General features: G+C 50.7%; 13 protein-coding genes and 1 other annotated feature. Of the genes, 2 read left to right on the forward strand and 11 right to left on the reverse strand.

The features are described 5' to 3' along the window. Positions 1-69 precede the first annotated feature (69 nt). The 6 genes from GI364_RS15985 to tyrS all read right to left on the reverse strand — a co-directional run bounded on the left by GI364_RS15985 (position 70) and on the right by tyrS (position 6,021). Positions 70-921 (reverse strand): NAD+ synthase, encoded by an 852-nt coding sequence (locus GI364_RS15985; RefSeq protein ID WP_198854065.1) that lies wholly within the window; start codon positions 919-921, stop codon positions 70-72. Beyond that, complete coding sequence (locus GI364_RS15990; protein ID WP_233095829.1) at positions 918-1,787, reverse strand: nitrilase-related carbon-nitrogen hydrolase; 870 nt, start codon at positions 1,785-1,787, stop codon at positions 918-920. Before GI364_RS15990 ends, GI364_RS15985 begins: the two co-directional genes overlap by 4 nt. Before the next feature lie 144 nt (positions 1,788-1,931). Continuing rightward, positions 1,932-2,945 carry a phosphotransferase gene (locus tag GI364_RS15995; protein ID WP_198850241.1) on the reverse strand — a complete coding sequence of 338 codons (1,014 nt, stop codon included), beginning with the start codon at positions 2,943-2,945 and terminating at the stop codon, positions 1,932-1,934. Then, the gene (locus tag GI364_RS16000; protein ID WP_198850242.1) at positions 2,896-3,927 is read right to left on the reverse strand and encodes a LysM peptidoglycan-binding domain-containing protein; all 1,032 of its coding nucleotides are present in this window, start codon (positions 3,925-3,927) and stop codon (positions 2,896-2,898) included. Before GI364_RS16000 ends, GI364_RS15995 begins: the two co-directional genes overlap by 50 nt. A 120-nt stretch (positions 3,928-4,047) precedes the next feature. After that, positions 4,048-4,707, reverse strand: coding sequence for a sporulation protein YunB (locus tag GI364_RS16005; protein ID WP_198850243.1), 660 nt, complete (start codon positions 4,705-4,707; stop codon positions 4,048-4,050). Between the two features lie 69 nt (positions 4,708-4,776). Continuing rightward, the gene (gene tyrS, locus GI364_RS16010) at positions 4,777-6,021 is read right to left on the reverse strand and encodes a tyrosine--tRNA ligase (RefSeq protein WP_198850244.1); all 1,245 of its coding nucleotides are present in this window, start codon (positions 6,019-6,021) and stop codon (positions 4,777-4,779) included. A gap of 87 nt (positions 6,022-6,108) precedes the next feature. After that, positions 6,109-6,403: a binding site (T-box leader), on the reverse strand. Positions 6,404-6,571: 168 nt separating this feature from the next. On the opposite strand from tyrS, the gene GI364_RS16015 reads away from it, so the two are divergent. Further along, positions 6,572-9,457 carry a penicillin-binding protein 1A gene (locus GI364_RS16015; protein WP_198850245.1) on the forward strand — a complete coding sequence of 962 codons (2,886 nt, stop codon included), beginning with the start codon at positions 6,572-6,574 and terminating at the stop codon, positions 9,455-9,457. 118 nt (positions 9,458-9,575) lie between these two features. Here GI364_RS16015 and GI364_RS16020 read toward each other — a convergent pair whose 3' ends face one another. Next, on the reverse strand, positions 9,576-11,936 hold the full coding sequence (locus GI364_RS16020) for an endonuclease MutS2 (RefSeq protein WP_198854066.1): 2,361 nt from the start codon (positions 11,934-11,936) through the stop codon (positions 9,576-9,578). Positions 11,937-12,106: 170 nt separating this feature from the next. Here GI364_RS16020 and GI364_RS16025 point away from each other — a divergent pair, with 170 nt between their 5' ends. After that, positions 12,107-12,460 (forward strand): phage holin family protein, encoded by a 354-nt coding sequence (locus GI364_RS16025; RefSeq protein WP_370541789.1) that lies wholly within the window; start codon positions 12,107-12,109, stop codon positions 12,458-12,460. 148 nt (positions 12,461-12,608) lie between these two features. Here the strand turns inward: GI364_RS16025 and GI364_RS16030 are convergent, their stop codons facing one another. The 4 genes from GI364_RS16030 to pheS form a co-directional block, all read right to left on the reverse strand. Next, positions 12,609-13,157 (reverse strand): CvpA family protein, encoded by a 549-nt coding sequence (locus tag GI364_RS16030; RefSeq protein WP_198850246.1) that lies wholly within the window; start codon positions 13,155-13,157, stop codon positions 12,609-12,611. Positions 13,158-13,191: 34 nt separating this feature from the next. Continuing rightward, on the reverse strand, positions 13,192-13,464 hold the full coding sequence (locus GI364_RS16035) for a cell division protein ZapA (RefSeq protein WP_198850247.1): 273 nt from the start codon (positions 13,462-13,464) through the stop codon (positions 13,192-13,194). Positions 13,465-13,707: 243 nt separating this feature from the next. Then, positions 13,708-16,158: a phenylalanine--tRNA ligase subunit beta gene (gene pheT, locus GI364_RS16040; RefSeq protein ID WP_198850248.1), complete on the reverse strand. Its 2,451-nt coding sequence runs from the start codon at positions 16,156-16,158 to the stop codon at positions 13,708-13,710. A 30-nt stretch (positions 16,159-16,188) separates the two neighbouring features. Further along, the gene (gene pheS / locus GI364_RS16045; protein WP_233096180.1) at positions 16,189-17,166 is read right to left on the reverse strand and encodes a phenylalanine--tRNA ligase subunit alpha; all 978 of its coding nucleotides are present in this window, start codon (positions 17,164-17,166) and stop codon (positions 16,189-16,191) included. Positions 17,167-17,207: the final 41 nt, after the last annotated feature.

Genomic DNA, 17,207 nt, shown 5'->3' on the forward strand with positions numbered 1-17,207 from the left:
CCATACTTTTGTTTTGCATTACATGTACACAGACCCATCTCAAGACAGACGGTTCAGACCTAAGACGTCCTAGAGACCCCAGTCTCGAAGATAGCGGAAATCAATTCCGACCGTACGCGTTGAAACCTTTGCAATGACAGGAGGTTGACGCTTATATTGGTTCCGTCTGATGCGCGTGGTCAAGAGTTCCACAAGAGCAGCGTCGTAGCCTTCATCGACAAGCTTCCTGGCATCTTTTCTTAGGTCCACCAATTGAACGAGAATTTCGTCTGCTTCATCGTACCCAAACCCAAGCTCTCCTTCGTCGGTCTGACTCTCCCACAAATCAGCAGAAGGAGCCTTCTTTAAAATGCTGTCTGGAACACCCACGAACTCAGAAATCTGGCGAACCTGATGCTTGTATAAGTCTCCAATCGGATTTAAGGCGCTGGCCATATCTCCGAACTGTGTTCCGTAACCAAGAAGCAATTCCGTTTTGTTGCTTGTCCCAAGCACAAGCGCCCCGTAATAGGCGGATAAATCAAACAATGTGCTCATGCGCTCACGCGCCATGCGGTTCCCTCTGCGCAGCGGAACCGCTTCTTCCCCCAGAAGCCTGTCCAGTGTCTCAAAGTATGCGTCAACGGGCGTCGTGATGGGGACCACCAGATGATGGACAGCGAGATCGTCGACGACCGCTTGTGCATCCGCCAGACTTGACGGCGAACTGGTTTTGTACGGCAGCAGCACAGCGTGGACATTGTCCTTGCCCAGAGCTCTCACCGCCAAATACGCAACTAAAGCCGAATCAATCCCACCCGACAGGCCAAGAATCACTTTTCGAAAACCTGCCTTCTCCACTTCATCTCTGATAAACGCGGTTAGAACCCTCGTTGTGAGTTCGGGATTGACCTTCAGCTGTTTCGCGAATTCCTGTTTCATCTCCAAAACTCACCCTTCTCTATCGTTTGCAGCCGTCGAAGCTCCTTTTGAACCAAGTCCGGCCGCTCGTCTCGCAACAAAGGCACCGTATACCTTGCCCGACGCACATCATCCAAGTCGATGTCGGCAAACACCAGGCTTTCTTCCAATACGGGGGCTTCAGTAATGAGAACGCCGTCCGGGCCAACTACGGCAGAACCGCCGAAGAAGTTTAGTCCATCTTCGAAGCCCGTTCGATTCACAAATGCAATATGGACACCAAACATCTGCGCGTAGACCTCGAGCAGCCGTTTCCAAAACAGATGTGACCCGAAACTCTCCGAGTCCGATGCACTCCGCGACGGACTCGAAGCCATCAGCACCAGGAGTTGAGCGCCGCCGAGAGACAGCAAATAGGGACTGGTCACATGCCATGCATCCTCACATATCAGAATTCCTCCTGACCCTGCTTGTCCCGAAAACGTATTAAATTCGCTTCCTTTGGCGAAGTACCTGGATTCATCAAACAAGGTATAGGTAGCTAAGTAAACCTTGCGGTGAATTGATTTGATTTCTCCTTTAGAGGCATACACCGCACTTATGTAAAAGGAATGAGACGGCGTCTCTTCCACAAAACTGAATGCTATGTCAATGTCTTGGCTCTCGGCAACCAACGCGGAAATATCAGGATGCGAAAGAGAGCGGGCTACGTCAAGAACCAGGTCTTGCACATGATACCCGGTTAAACCCAACTCAGGAAAAAACACTACATCCGCGTTCTGTTTTCGTGCTTCTAAAATGTACTGCATGTGTTGATTCAAGTTTGCTTCAACGTCACCCAGTTTGGGTTTAATCTGGGCAAGCGCAAGCCTGCGTTTCTGTTTCAAAGTCCGTCCACTCCTCTGTATGCATCCATTACCAGTTGCACCCGATGGCTGCTGCCTCAAAGCAGCCACAAACAGCAATACAACATGATTTCGTCGAACGAATCCCATTCAGTATAAATTTGCTCTGTCACTGGGGCAAGTATCCTAACCGGAGACAACATTCTCTTCGGCCAGCAGCCTTAGCCGCAGCCTCTCTTTCGTTGCTGCCGTCCAAACTCTGTCTCGCCCTTGTTCAGGACACCCATACGCCACCCATTCTACAGTAGTTCGAATCAGCAAGTCAGGGAACCACAACAGTTCACTCATCCATACCCTCTGCTCTGGACCCATTGGAGCATTCCGGTTGTAGACAGCAAGGCTTTCGCGAAAGTCACCAGGTCGCAAATCACTAAAATGAAGCGAGTGATTGCACAGCTGCAAGAGGTCTAAAAAAGGCAGATCATACCCGGCTTGGTCCAAATCAATCAGGGAAATGTGCGGCTGTCCGTCGCCGCTGAACAGCAGATTATGAGGCGCTAAGTCACGATGACAAAAGGTTGACTTCCCTGTAAGGGGTTGCCGTGAGAGTCCTTCCAAGACGCGGCTCATACTGCGAAACACATGGATTTCCATCGCTCGCAGTTCCGGCAGCTTGTGAATTGCGACGTTCCATGCTTCGGTCATGGCCCTGTATTTTCTCACCAGACGACTTTCCAAACTTGCCGTGGCGAGCACAGACCGGATGTCTGAACTCACATATTGTCCCAGTTGATGCATTACTCCAACGGTGGCAAAGGCGGCAAGACGCTCCTGCCGGTTTTCCAATTGAACGTGGTGTCCTGCCAACCAAGGCTGTAAGTAACCTTTTTTCTCCCCGTTTTCAATGGTGGACAGATAGAGTCCTGTCCCGTTGGAGACAGGAGCGGCACAGGAAATGCCGCTCTCTCCAAGCAGTGCCTGAATTTTGTTCATCGCATGAAATCTCTGCTCTGTATCTCTGGCCCTTGCTTCCTTCCATATCCAGCGGCTGTCGTCGTCACAGACGATTCCGCTGACGGTCTTCATCGGAATGACCTTGACTGCAGTTAATCCGTAATGGCTTTCTAGCAACCGGAGCAGGGACTCTGTTTCAGTCATTGTCAGACTGGGGATGAGACTTCTTTGTCGACGAAAGGTCATAGTTTTTAACTTCCACGTCGGTGAAGTCAGTCATTCCCCATTCCGGAAAGCTCTCGCCGTCTCCATAAGGGTGGTATGCATCTGTGCCTGAAGCGTAACCGCGGTACCCCGGTTCGGCTGTGTAGCCGAATCCGTAGCCGGGTTGAGCATTGCCGTCGAGGTACGGGTTGTAGAAATGGTATCCATAATACGGATACTCAGCGCCCGGTTGCTGCGGTGTTCTCCACCAATACTCATCACCTCGCGGCGGCATATGTGTGTGCGGTCCGTAAGACCCAGGTTCCATACCATATTCGGAAGGCTGCGGCATACCTGGATAGCCGTCTGCTGTTTGAGGCGGATACACGCCGGGATACTGAGCACCAGGATATGCGTAAGGCGATGGATAACCTGTGACTCCTTGTTCCACAGTTGCACCATAGGGCCACGGACTGGGTGCAGGGTAACCGTGCGCGTGACCAGGCGCACCCGTACCGCCTTGGTGCTCCTGTGGATGCATGCCGGGATAGGGTATTGCCGGATGCGATCCCGCTTCATCAAATCCAAACGCCGGCACATACACAATGTCGCCGTCATCCAGAGTGCCGGGACTTTCCTTGGGGTTCAAGTGCTGTAACTGACTTGATGAAATACCGTATTTGTCTGCAATCTCTGTCCACGTTTCACCCGCTTTTACCACATGGGGCCACACAAACCCAAAATACGGAGGAACAGGTGAATCTGCCTGTCCGGTTCCTTTCTGAACATGGTGGTGACTTTGACCAGCCTTCGGTACGGGCATTTTTTGTACCGATTCCGGTTGTACCGGATTGTTGCTTGCATTCGATTTTGTCAGCTCCGGAATCATAATGACTGACCCAGGCTGTAGTTGATTCGGATCCCGTATTTGAGGATTCGCCGCAACCAGCAGATTGAGGCGAATTCCTGTCTTTTTGCTGATTGACCACATGGTGTCGCCGTCTTTTACAATGTACTTCTTCATGCGCCGACCTCCTATTCATCCAACTCGGCAGCATCCTTTTCAGACGCATCTGAAACAGTATATGCGCCTATGAAAAAAGTGCCTATCGGGTTGCGAGAAATGGGCGCACGGTGAACAGTGTCAGTGTGACGAAGACATTGTGAAGTAAGTGACTGGCGCGGTCAGATGAATGGTTACGGGTTTTCCTTGAAAGGGTTGTTGAACCTGCACCCGGGCCGTCAATTTTAAATAAACCACGTGAGTCGCTGCGTCCGGAGGAACAGGTCGGGTCACAACGTCCAAGGTAGAATGTACCCGGCCCGAGAGAGAGAGGCGGACAGGAACTTCTGCAGTAAAAGGGGACAGCCAGGAGGCACCCAGCAACTGCGCCAGCGGTACCTTCACTGTCTGCCGGGCAAGGTTTTTCAAGCGTGCATTGGCATTATCCTCGACCCTGTGTTGAAAATCCATCAGCTCTGTAAAGTCAAGTTGGGAGACACGGACATTTCCCTGTGCCCTGCCGGAGTCAATCAACTCACGGGCATCCGGCATGGTTGGCAATTGCTGTTCGACGGACTCGCTTAAGACCATTGTACCGACGTCACGGGCCGTACCGTCGGCCGCTTCCTTGACAACCGGTGACAACCGAACTTCCATAATCCACATCCAGGCCGCCGCGAGAGCCAATGTCATAAGGAAGATGCCAATCCAGCGCCACATACCGCGTTTTCTCGGTGCGACGGCAGTGTCCGACCGATTTCGTTTGCGCCCGGGACGCGCCTGAAAACCTCGCTGTACCATAAACAAGCCCCCCGAACATGTATACGCGTCGGGAGGCATCTGTTTGCATACTTTGTACTGCTTTTGTCTCTATCTTTTGATTCGGACAAATTTTCGTTTACCGACCTGAAGCACTGCATCTATGGGAAACTCAAGTTCAGCATTGGGGTCTGTCACTTTCTCTCCATTCATTTTCACTGCCCCCTGCACCACCATGCGTCTGGCCTCGCTTCGACTTGGCACAAGTTTGGCATCAACCAGTACACCTACAATCCACTGCGGCCCTTCTGCAACGGAAAGTTCCGGCATATCATCAGGCACAGCGCCTTGCTGAAACACAGTCTGCCAGCGCTCAACCGCTTCCGTTGCAGCAGACGCGTTATGAAAGCGAGTGACCAATTCCTGAGCTAGTTGCATTTTCAAGTCTCTGGGATGAATTGTACCCGCATCCAGTCCGGTCTTGATGACTTCCAGGTCCGGCAAAGCAATGTCGGAAACCAATTCGAAGTATTTCACCATAAGTTCATCCGGCATCGACATAACCTTCCCAAACATGGAATGAGGGTCTTCATCGACACCGATATAATTGCCAAGGCTCTTGGACATCTTCTGGACACCGTCCAGACCTTCCAGCAGGGGCATCATAATTGTCACCTGTTGGTCTTGACCGTACTCGCGCTGAAGTGTCCGTCCCATGAGCAAATTGAATTTCTGATCCGTTCCCCCCAGTTCGATGTCGCTCTTCAATGCCACAGAGTCATAGGCCTGCATTAATGGATAGAAAAACTCGTGAATGTGAATCGGTCTGTTCTCACGAAACCGTTTCGTGAAGTCTTCGCGTTCGAGCATCCGTGCTACAGTAAGAGTCGAAGCCAGTTTAATGACATCTTCAAAGTTCAGCGGTGCAAGCCACTCTGAATTAAACACAACTTTCGTCTGCTCAGGAAGCAGGACCTTAAAAATCTGCTTTACGTAGGTCTCTGCATTGGTCTTTACTTGCTCTGCAGTCAACTGCTTTCTCGTCTCCGCCTTATCGGTCGGATCGCCAATCCTCCCTGTAAAATCCCCAATTACAATATGCGCTACGTGGCCCAACTCCTGCATTTGGCGAATCTTGTGCAAAACCACCGTGTGCCCTAGGTGGATGTCGGGAGCCGTTGGGTCGAGGCCCAATTTGATGCGAAGCGGCTGTCCTGTCGTCACTGACTTGGTGAGCTTTTGTTCCAAATCTGTTTCAGGAACAATCTCAGCTGTTCCCCTGCGAATCGTTTCAAGTTGTCGCACAACTTGTGCCTTCACGGTCTCTGGGTCAACGTGTACAGTTTTCTGTTCCATCCCTCTACCTCCGGTTTCATACGTCACCTTAGATGCGAGATGCGCGTTTGAGACGCGCGTTTGCTCGTTAAAAAAACCCCATCCCTACAGAGGGACGAGGCATTATCTCGCGGTACCACCCAATTTGCCAAAGTCTTCTGCCAGCCTCTCAAACCCGTTTTTGCAAAGGCCACTTTTCACAATGCACCCATGGGACCGGGACCTGCAACACTGGTTCAGAATCATTTGACCGCTTTTACAGCTGATAACGGAGCTACCGGTGACGACTGATGCCGCCACACCTCCCAAGGCGTACTTTCAACAGCAGACCTGACCGGTTTGCACCACCACCGGCTCTCTGAACAGGTACTCTCCTGTCTAAAACCTTGCTCTTTGGCTATACGGTGTATATTTAACACACAAATTTGCGATATTGTAGCAATTAGGACAACGTGTTGTCAAACGGTCACTGGAAGACTCATCCTATTGACTCTATTTCTCCTATATAATCTTAACTTTGACCCGTATTTATACAACTACTATAATCAGGCTATTGGGAGGAGGAAGAAATATGGAGAAAAACCCGAAGCAACCGTCTCAAGACAAAAGTTCGGGTAAGCAAAAAAAGCAGCGTGCAAAAGCTGCCAAACGCGAACGAAGTCGCTGGAGATGGCTGTGGTTCGGTGTAAAGACTGCTGTCATTATTATCGGTGGAGGAATGGTTCTTGGCCTTGGCGCCGGTACCGGATATGCGGCAGCACTCCTCAAAGGATTACCTAAGATTTCTGCCAAGACCTTTGGGAATCTCAGTCAGCCGTCGATTGTGTATGATAGCAGCGGCCAAGTAATCGGTAAATTCGCAAAAGACGGAAATCGAGCTCCGCTGAAAAATTTAACTCAGGTGTCGCCGCATCTCGTGAATGCCTTCATTGCCGCAGAAGACCGCACTTTTTGGACAAATAAGGGTATTAATCCACAGGCAATGGCAAGAGCTTTTTTCCAAGACATCACGACGCACCATATTAAAAGCGGAGCCAGTACCATTACACAACAGGCTGTTAAACTGGCCGTATTTCCAAAGCAACAGCGCACCATCAAGAGAAAGGTGCAGGAAATTGCACTTGCCCTGAAGCTCAACAACATTCTGACAAAAAAAGAGATTATGACTGACTATATGAACTGGGTGTATATGGGACAACTCGGTCCGAACCCAGTTTACGGTGTACAGGCAGCATCTCAAATTCTGTTTCACAAAGACGTCAAGAACCTGAATCTGCCGGAAGCTACGATTATTGCAGCCATCCCTAACAACGCATCCTATTTTTCCCCATATATTTATACAAACAGTAAGGGATGGCAAATCGACCTGACACATGTGAAGCAGCGTCAGAAGTATATTCTAAATCAAATGCTGACACACAATCTGATTACAAAAAGCCAGTACGACAGTGCGCTGAGCTTTAACTTGAAGAAAGACATTCATTTGCCGCAAGCGCCTGTAAACCAGCAGTATCAGTATTTGATGCAGGACGAAATTCCGTACCTTGCAGCCAAAGACCTCGGTTATCCGAATACGAAGCAAGGTCTTACCGATACAAAAAATGCCTTGGCAACAGGCGGTTATCGCATTTACACGACCATTGATAAAAGTATCCAAGACCACGTCAAGAAAGTGCTTAGCGAGTCAAAGTGGTACACAGGCACTCTTAGATACTATACCTTCAAAAACAGTAAAGGGAAGACCATCAAGATTCCTAACCAATATCAGACGGGTGCCACAGTGATTGATAATAAGACGGGTGCCATCCTCGCCATCGGAGGGGGCAATCCTCACGAGAGTAAGAAACTTACAGATGATGTCGATCACTCTGACATAGCGAGGAGACCCGGTTCATCTATTAAGCCATTACTGGATTACGGCCCCGCCATCGACATGCACATCTTAACCGCTGCAAGTCCCATTAATGACGCGCCGTACCGCTATCCCAATCCCCCTTACACTCAGGTTCACGACGCTGAAAGTTTTTGGCACGGCATTGTGTCAGCGCGTACTGCCCTTGTTCAGTCTTACAATGTTCCTGCCATCAAAGTCCTCACTAAAGTAGGGGTGGCAAACGGAGACAAGTACTTAGCTAAAATGGGTATAGATGGTAAATCAAAAACCGTTGACGGCAATCCAACTTTCATCTCAAAGGCAGACAACAGCAAGTACAATGACCAGGTCTTGCCGTCTGCTATTGGCGGACTAACATACGGCCTCACAACGCAGCAAATGGCCAGTGCCTACACGGTCTTTACCAACCAGGGCGTGTGGAAACAGAGGTATATGATTGCCAAGATAACGGACAGTTCAGGGCACACCGTCTACAAGAACAAGCAAACGGTCAGACAGGTGTTTTCACCGCAAACAGCTTATATTTTGGACACCATCATGCGGGACGTGGTGCTTCATGGAACTGCAAAGTTGGTGGGTAACCACTTTGGCAGCACACCAGTCTATGGCAAGACCGGAACAACCAACAAACAACGAGACGGCTGGTTCGTTGGATTCACCCAAGACTATACTACAGCCTTGTGGACAGGTTATGACTATATCAGACCGATTCCAGGTAATGTATACAATCGCAAGTTCTACATCTGGAATGCCTTAATGGATCCGCTTGTGAAAAAAGAGCATCCAAAGACCATTCAGAACCCTGGCGGCATTGTTTCTGCAAACGTCTGCGAGTATTCCGGTAAACTGCCAAGTGCCGTGTGCAAAAAATTGCCTCACGCTGTCCACAGTGAGATTTTTATTAAGGGGACGCAACCGACAAAACCAGGCAACGTCGTGCAGCAAGTTGAATATACGGTCTACAAAGGGAAAAAGTACCTGGCTACTACCAATACACCGCCAGCTCAGGTGCAGACCGGTATTTTCATCAAACCCTGGTTCAAACCTGGCAGTACGCCAACCAAGACAAGTTATTTGTACATCCCGACCAAGCCGGACCCGAGAGGCGGAACCGTGCTGCAGCCGTTACCGTCAAACAAGCTTGTGAATCCGCCGGCGGCCCCGCAGAATCTGCAAAGCAATGTACAGCAAGGTCAAATTCAGATTCAGTGGAGTCCTGTAAAAGGAGCAGACAGCTACAGCGTCTACCGGGCGACTTCGGCCAACGGACCGTATTCGAAGGTCACGAGTTCACCCATTACGTCCACAACTTTCATCGACACATCGGTGCAACCTGGAACTCCGACAGTCTACTACGAAGTGTTTGCTATCCAGAACCGCCTGCGCTCCAAGCCTTCAGCACCGCTACAGGTCAATCTGCCTGGAAGCGGCGGACAAGGCGGCAACGGGGCAGGAGGCACACCCGGCAACAGCACGACTGGAGGGGGCGGAGGCGGAAGCAACCCGGGAACTCCGTCCGGGGGCGCATCGGGATCGCCGAAGAAGCCCGCAACCTCCGGTTAACGCCGCGGGCTTGACATGAAATGACATGAAGTAACGCAGGACAAGCAAAAGGAGTGCGATTGGCAGTTCTGTTCGCACTCCTTTTTTGCTGCACATTGTTTCCAACCAAAGTCACAGGCTACAGCGCCACATCAATGACTGTGGCACCGTCTCCGCCTTCGCCGGGTCCGCCCGAACTCCACGACGAAACCTGCTTTTGAGAAGACAGATGCTTACGAACACCGTCTCTCAGCACACCTGTGCCTTTTCCGTGAATAATCGTAACTCTGCCCATATGAGACACAACTGCATCATCCAGGTACTTATCAACTACGGGTATGGCTTCTTCTACTGACATTCCCCTGACGTCCAGTTGAAGGGGAATTGACCTTGCGAAAGTCCCTCGTGACACGCTGACTTTCGGTTGCGTTGATTTGGGTCTCTCAAGGACCTCAAGGTCGCTTGTCTTGACCTTCGTTTTTAGAGCACCTAATTGCACGACGACGTCCCTGCGGTTCGGAGAAATTTCCAAGACCTCCCCTTTCTGACCCACACTCAGGACACGAACGATTGCACCCGGTTCCAGCGCTCCTGTCTGTCCTGCTTGTCCTGTACGAGCCTTTGCACGGGGCAAGTCAGGCATAGCCTCTTCGAGCGCCTTGCGCATCTCTACCAACTGATGGTCTTTCAACTGCCCGTTCCGGTGTTCCTTTCTGAGCTCTGTAATGATGCGGTTCGCCTCAGTCTTGGCTCGGCTCAGTATCTCCTGTGCCTCTGTTGCAGCGTCTTGCAGTAAGACCCGTTCCTTGTCCTGTAGTTCCTGCCACCGATCCTGTGACTCCCTTAGCAGTTTGTCGGCTGTGGCTCTGTCCGCCTCAGCCTCCATTCTCGCTGTATCCGCCTCGCGATAAGCTGCCTCCATTTTCCTAATCAGGTCCTCTACGTGCACATCTCTTGTATTTAATTGGCCTCGTGCATCGTCAATAACAGACTCGGGAAGTCCCAATCGATGGGCTATAGCCAATGCATTAGAGCGCCCTGGTACACCCACGAGCAGCCGATAGGTCGGTCGAAGGGTCTCCACATCAAACTCGACACTTGCATTAACAGCGTGATTCGTCTGAAACGCATACGCCTTTAGTTCCGCATAATGTGTTGTAGCCATGACTGAACAGCCTCGTACGTGCAAGTCGTTTAAGATGGCAATCGCAAGGGCGGCTCCTTCAGCGGGATCGGTCCCCGCACCAAGTTCATCAAGGAGAACGAGACTGGTGTCAGAAACACGTTCAAGCATCGAAACAATGTTGCGCATATGCGAGGAAAAGGTCGACAGACTTTGCTCAATGCTTTGCTCATCGCCAATGTCTGCATAAACGGTGTCACACCAACCAATCAGACTTCCATTGGCAGCAGGTACGAAGCAACCGGCCATGGCCAAAAGCGTCAACAGTCCGATGGTCTTCAACGCAACCGTCTTTCCGCCTGTGTTGGGGCCTGTTACAACAACCATGCTGTAGCTCTCACCGATGGTAAGGTCGAGGGGCACTGCTTCGTCGCGATTGATTAACGGGTGCCTTGCACTTCGCAGTTTCCAAACTCGGTTTGTTGTTAAAACCGGCTTTTCACAGTGTTCCGCCTTAGCATATTGAGCTTTCGCAAACCATAAATCAAGCCGGGCCAACACTTCTGCGTTCGTTTCCAACTGGTCAGAAACGCCAGCGACCAGCGCGGATAACTGTTGCAGGATACGCTCGACTTCGCGCTCTTCCTCCAACAAAATTTCTTGTACGCGGTGGCTGATTTCAACGGCTGCCGCAGGCTCAATAAAGACGGTGGCACCGCTGGCAGAGTAATCGTGGATAATTCCGCGAATTTGATTCTTATGCTCTACTCGAACGGGCAAGCACAGACTGTTGCCGCGAACCGTAATGACAGGCTCTTGCAGCATTTTTTGGTGGCTTCTCAGCATTTGCTCCAGAGTTTGCCGTACCTTGGCCTCCGCTTGTCTTCGTTGACTACGAAGCTGGCGAAGTGTCGGACTGGCACCGTCGTGAACGGTGGCTTCATCGGAAATGGCTTTTCGAAGTTCTTGTTCCACTTGACGCGCATCATAAATCAAATCGGCCTGTTCCCGGAGAATCGGATACTCGATGGTCTCATCAACACTCAAGACTGCTTGTCGAACACGACGTCCTCCATATAAAAAGTTGGCTAACGCAAGAAGCGCTTGTGGGCTGAGAACACCGCCAATAGCCGCCTTGCGCAAAGAGGGCCGCACGTCCGAAATCCCCCCAAATGGAAGGGGACCCATGCGAAAAGTCTCTCGCAATGCCTCGTCTACCGCATCAAGCTCGCGTCTAGCATCAGAGAGTGCAGATAACGGTGCAATATCGGCTACCAGTTCCTTCCCCAAACTGGAAGCTGCATAGCGGCTGATTTGCGCTCTCACTTTGTTCAGTTCAAGTATTTTTATGGCGTGTGCGTGCCGGTCTTCCGCCATCACTCTACCACCTTCGTCTGCTGTGCTGTCGGCTTCTGCGTGTAATGCGTGTAATGCGTGTAAAAAGTTCGTTTCAGCAGCCGAGTTCAAAATCCCACTCATTGTAACACATTTGAATTCTCCGACCTGTACATAATAAGGGCAGCACATGCAGAAAGGAGGCCCTCATTATGTTCTTAGGTACCATTGTGAGATTTATTGTATCTGCCCTGGTTCTCATGTTCACCGGTTTTCTGGTTCCTGGGTTTACACTGCTCGGGTTTTGGAACGCACTGGTCGCTGCTGTGGTCATCGCACTGCTGGGCTGGGCCATTGAAGCCTTGTTTGGACGACACATGTCTCCCTACGGACGCGGTCTTATCGGATTCGTGTCAGGTGCTGTGGTGCTATATCTGAGCCAACTGTTCGTACCGGGAATGCGTGTCACGTTGGTAGGAGCCTTGCTTGCATCACTTGTCATCGGGATAATTGACTTGTTTGTTCCCACTGAATTTAGAAAGAGGGCGGAGCGAAGGGTTCACTAAGGCAGTTTTTCAGTTTCTTCTAGTTGGAACGGCTGTCGTGCTGTCATTACAAACAGAGCAGCCCTCTAGAAGGGCTTCTCTGTTTGTATATAGGTGACTTCTGCAGCCCTAGTGTGACTTTCGTGCAGGCCAAAGTGTCAATACACGGTTAACCTGAACTTGAACTTGAACTTGAACTCGAACTCGAACCTGAATGCGTTGTTTGATGCAAAATTTGATTGACCGTCTTGCCCTTCAGCCACTGTATGACAGCCGAATTGTGCACTTGGTATTGGACACTAGGCTGCTGAATGTAGCTGGCCAAAAGGGCCCCCACGTAGACGAATACAATGGCAAAGATAAGCCCCGCGACCAGACCCGCCAGTCGGTTCACGGTTGACAATACAGGGAGCTGAAACAAAGTATCAATTAGCCCTACACCGTAACGCAACAGTATAAAGGAAATAACGAATACCACTGCAAAAGCCGCTGCATTGTCGAAACTACCCAAAAACTGATTTAAAAACGCGTTGTTCTGCTTTGGAAAGAGATGCATCGTCTTGATTGCAGGTGCAATATACGGCTGCAGCCAGCGAGCAAGAAAATAAGCAAGAACAGCGCCAAACAGTCGCGTTATTTGACGGATCAAGCCGATACGATAGCCGTTCCAGCCTCCTAAGGCAACAATGATGACGATAATGAGATCAAGCAGATCCACACTCTTCACGCTCCCAATGTCCGTGAGCCGTACACTATTTGTTTGAATCAGTTTGCTCATCTAACAGCTGTAGAAGACTGTCGTATTGGATTTGCAGCCGGTACAATTCATCAGCAATGTTTACAGCAGTCAAAACTGCGGCACGTTTCTCATCCAATTGTGGATTGGCCTGCGCAATCTCAGTCATGAGTTCGTCCACCTTATTTGCTACAGTGCGCATTTGCTCGACAGATGCATCGCCTCTAAGGGTGTACTCTGTGCCCGCAATGGTGACACGGAGGCGATTGACGTCATCACGGCTAGCCATCACACAATTCTCCCTTCATGCCGCTCTCTTTGCGTAGAAACCTTCACATTTCTTCGGAAGCTTCACGTTCCGTCAAAAGCTTCCACTGCAGAGAGACTCACGCTTTGCATAATTCGTCTTTCTATACGAAACTCCTGCATAAAATCCTACAAACACGTGCATCGATTCTTCTATCGCAGTTCATGGGGTCCCGCAAAGCGGACACAGAGAAACTCGACACACTAACCTTTCATCTGTCTTCGCTTATGTTCTCAGATGTGCATGATACTCCCTGTTCCACACCTCGAGAACACTCTGCACGGCTTCATCCACTTCTTCGTCAGTCAATGTCCGGTCTTTGGCCCGAAAGACAAAGGCCATTGCAACGCTCTTCATGCCGTCAGGAACATGTTCACCCATGTAGACATCGAATACACGGTACGTCTCAAGTGTGTCTGGTAGAACTGCTTCCACGGCAGCACTGGCTGCAGAGAGGAGTTCACCGGCTTCCACCTCTTGTGCGACTACGACCGCTAGGTCTCGTCGTGAGGATGGAAACTTCGGCAACGGAGTAACATTCCAGTCCAGTGACACTTTCTCAACAACCACATCCAGTTGAAACTCTGCATAGAGCGCTGTTCCTAAATCAAAGGCACCAGCGGTCTCTGGATGGAGTTCCCCAAAACTGCCTACTACCATACCTTCGACCACAACCTCTGCGTTTCTGCCAGGATGAAACCAAGGCGACTGACCCCGCTGAAACGCTGCCACAGACAACAATCCCAGGTCTTCCAACCAAGCCTCTACAATCCCTTTGACGTCGAAGAAGTCATAGTGTTCCACCTTACCCTTACTGCTGTTTGCACCCTCTTTCTGACCAAACCATAAACCAGCCCATTGCATGGTTTCCGTCGGCTGCTCTCTCAACGGGAGCCTAAGAGGTCTATACACGCGCCCAATTTCAAAAATCCTGCCGCCCAGAACGTGGCGAGCCACATTATAGGCTGCAACCTCTGCCAATCCAGGAAGCATGTGTGTGCGCAGTACCGTACGTTCCTCGGAAATAGGACGGAGCAGCGGTATCATTCGTCGCAAATCAGAGTGTTCATCCAGCCGCAGTGCATCCATCTTGTCAGGGTGTGAGAAGGTGTATGTCAGTACCTCACTCATACCGCTGCCGGAGAGAAGCCGTTGCACACGTCTTCTCACTTGCTGCGCTTTGTTCCTCACACCCACGGTCGTCGCTCCTTGCACTAACGTTGAGACGATTTCATCGAGACCGTAAATGCGCCCAATTTCTTCAATTAAATCTGCTTCAATCCCAATGTCTTTGCGTCGGCTGGGAATGCTCACATGCCAACTTGTCGGTGTCGATCTTTGAACCTCAAAGCGAAGACGACGAAAAATCGATTCCATATCATCCGCAGAGATGGCTGTTCCCAAGAGTTGATTACAGCGGTCCACAGAGAACCCAACACTCACAGAGGCATTCTCACGGTCTGTATTCAGCTCACTCACAACCGATCCGACGGCTGCAGCTGTACCAAATTGCTCCAGCAGTTGCTGAGTCCTCAGCAATGCGCCCCGAACGGCCGCCGAATCGATTCCTTTTTCAAAACGCTGCTGTGCTTCCGAGTGAAGTCCGAGTCGTTGACCTGCCCGACGGACACTGGGAGCATTGAAGGCTGCAGATTCAATCACAATTTCTGTCGTACCATCAGTAATCTCCGAATTTTCGCCACCCATGACCCCTGCAACACCTATGGCTCTATCGGGATCGGAAATCACAATGGTGTCAGCCGTAAGTTCTCTGGTCATACCGTCCAGCGTCACAATCTGTTCATTTTCACGGGCTTGCCGGACAACGATGGTCTGATTGTGCACTTCATCGAGATCGAACGCATGAAGAGGTTGACCCCATTCCAACATGACGTAGTTGGTGACGTCAACAACGGTGCTGATAGGCCGAACACCCATTGCCAAGAGGCGCATTTGCATCCACAGCGGAGAAGACTTAGACGTATCCTCCAGGTGCATCGCCAACGCGTCGTAGCGACTGCAAAGAGCTGTAGTCAGTTCTACTGTCACAGGAGCAGGACCTGGTTTCTGCTCGACCTCCACATCTTCCTTAAACATGACACGACGTTCAAGAATGGCTGAGACTTCATAAGCGAGTCCGCGCAAAGACATACAGTCAGCACGATTTGGAGTCAAATCCAGTTCGAGAATCGTGTCATCGAGGCACAGCAGTTTCACAGCATCTGCTCCGATTTCAGCATCCTCGGGTAAAATGTAGAGCCCGGTGGTCTGTTCCTTTGGCAGCCATTTTATCTCAAGTCCAATTTCCTCGGCCGAACAAAGCATCCCCTCAGATGCAATACCGCGCAGCTTCGCCTTCTTGATTTTGCCCCCCGGGAGTTTCGCACCCACAAGAGCCGTCGGGACTCTTTGCCCCGCTGCCACATTCGGTGCACCGCACACGATGGTCAGCAGTTCTTCTTGGCCGACATCAACGCGGCACACATTCAACCGGTCCGCGTCCGGATGAGGGGCGCAGTCAACGACGAGGCCCACAACCAATCCCTTTATTTCGCTAACGCGCGGCTCTACGGCGTCCACCGCTATACCTGCATTCGTCAGTTTTTCGGCTAGTTCTTCAGGGGAGACCCCTTCCAGGTCTACGACCTCTTCCAGCCACTGGTAAGACAGACGCATTCTATATCCTCCTCACAGCCTGGTGTATTCTCATATTCTCGAAAATTGCCGCAGTAACCGCAAATCGTTCTGGTACAACTGGCGAATGTCTTCAATGCCGTACTTCAGCATTGCAATTCGTTCTGGTCCCATTCCAAACGCAAAGCCGCTGAAAATCTTGCTGTCATAACCGGCGCCGTCCAGGACGTTCGGATGCACCATTCCCGCCCCCAGGATTTCCAGCCAGCCGGTATGTTTACAGACACGACAGCCGCTGCCTCCGCAGTTGGTGCACCGGACATCTACCTCTGCACTGGGCTCCGTGAAAGGAAAATAGCTCGGACGCAGTCGCACCTGTTGGTCTTTCCCAAACACTGCTCTCGCAAATTGTTCAAGTGTACCTTTCAAATCGCTCATGCGGATGTTCTTATCCACGACCAGTCCCTCAATTTGGTTGAATACATGAGAATGTGTCGCGTCGTCTTCGTCACGACGGTACACACGCCCTGGCACAATCACTTTGATGGGAGCATTCGGCTGCATGCTTTCCATGGTCCGTACTTGCATTGGTGAAGTCTGGGTCCGAAGCAGCAGTTCCTCTGTCAAGTAAAACGTATCTTGCATGTCCCGCGCAGGGTGGTCCTTGGGAACATTCAGCATTTCAAAATTGTACGTGTCTGTCTCTATTTCAGGTCCTTCGGCAATGGTAAAACCCATTCCCAAAAACACATCTTCAATCTCTTGGACAATCCGCGTAAGGGGATGGAGGCTCCCGTGAAACGGTTTCTTCCCGGGCAGGCTGATATCAACGCGCTCCGCGTCGAGCCGCCTTTGCAAGGCGACTTGCTCCAACTCATTTTGTACTTGCTCAAGAGCTGTTTCCAATTCTGACTTGACTTGATTGACGCTTTGGCCGAGTACGGGCCGATCTTCCTTTGCTAATTTGCCCATCTGTTTTGAAATTTGACTCAACTGACCCTTTTTCCCTAAATACTGTACGCGCCAGTCATCCAGAGTCCTTAAATCCATTTTGCCCCTTACGGCTTGCTCTCGAATTTCATGTAATGCCT

The sequence above is a fragment of the Alicyclobacillus sp. SO9 genome (genome assembly GCF_016406125.1).
Taxonomy (GTDB): Bacteria; Bacillota; Bacilli; order Alicyclobacillales; family Alicyclobacillaceae; genus SO9.

Excerpts from the sequence above, each read along its gene's own strand:
- GI364_RS15985 (WP_198854065.1), bottom strand. The coding sequence starts at position 921 with ATGAAACAGGAATTCGCGAAACAGCTGAAGGTCAATCCCGAACTCACA.
- GI364_RS15995 (WP_198850241.1), bottom strand. The coding sequence starts at position 2,945 with ATGACCTTTCGTCGACAAAGAAGTCTCATCCCCAGTCTGACAATGACT.
- GI364_RS16000 (WP_198850242.1), bottom strand. The coding sequence starts at position 3,927 with ATGAAGAAGTACATTGTAAAAGACGGCGACACCATGTGGTCAATCAGC.
- GI364_RS16005 (WP_198850243.1), bottom strand. The coding sequence starts at position 4,707 with ATGGTACAGCGAGGTTTTCAGGCGCGTCCCGGGCGCAAACGAAATCGG.
- tyrS (WP_198850244.1), bottom strand. The coding sequence starts at position 6,021 with ATGGAACAGAAAACTGTACACGTTGACCCAGAGACCGTGAAGGCACAA.
- GI364_RS16015 (WP_198850245.1), top strand. The coding sequence starts at position 6,572 with ATGGAGAAAAACCCGAAGCAACCGTCTCAAGACAAAAGTTCGGGTAAG.
- GI364_RS16020 (WP_198854066.1), bottom strand. The coding sequence starts at position 11,936 with ATGGCGGAAGACCGGCACGCACACGCCATAAAAATACTTGAACTGAAC.
- GI364_RS16025 (WP_370541789.1), top strand. The coding sequence starts at position 12,107 with ATGTTCTTAGGTACCATTGTGAGATTTATTGTATCTGCCCTGGTTCTC.
- GI364_RS16035 (WP_198850247.1), bottom strand. The coding sequence starts at position 13,464 with ATGGCTAGCCGTGATGACGTCAATCGCCTCCGTGTCACCATTGCGGGC.
- pheT (WP_198850248.1), bottom strand. The coding sequence starts at position 16,158 with ATGCGTCTGTCTTACCAGTGGCTGGAAGAGGTCGTAGACCTGGAAGGG.
- pheS (WP_233096180.1), bottom strand. The coding sequence starts at position 17,166 with ATGGATTTAAGGACTCTGGATGACTGGCGCGTACAGTATTTAGGGAAA.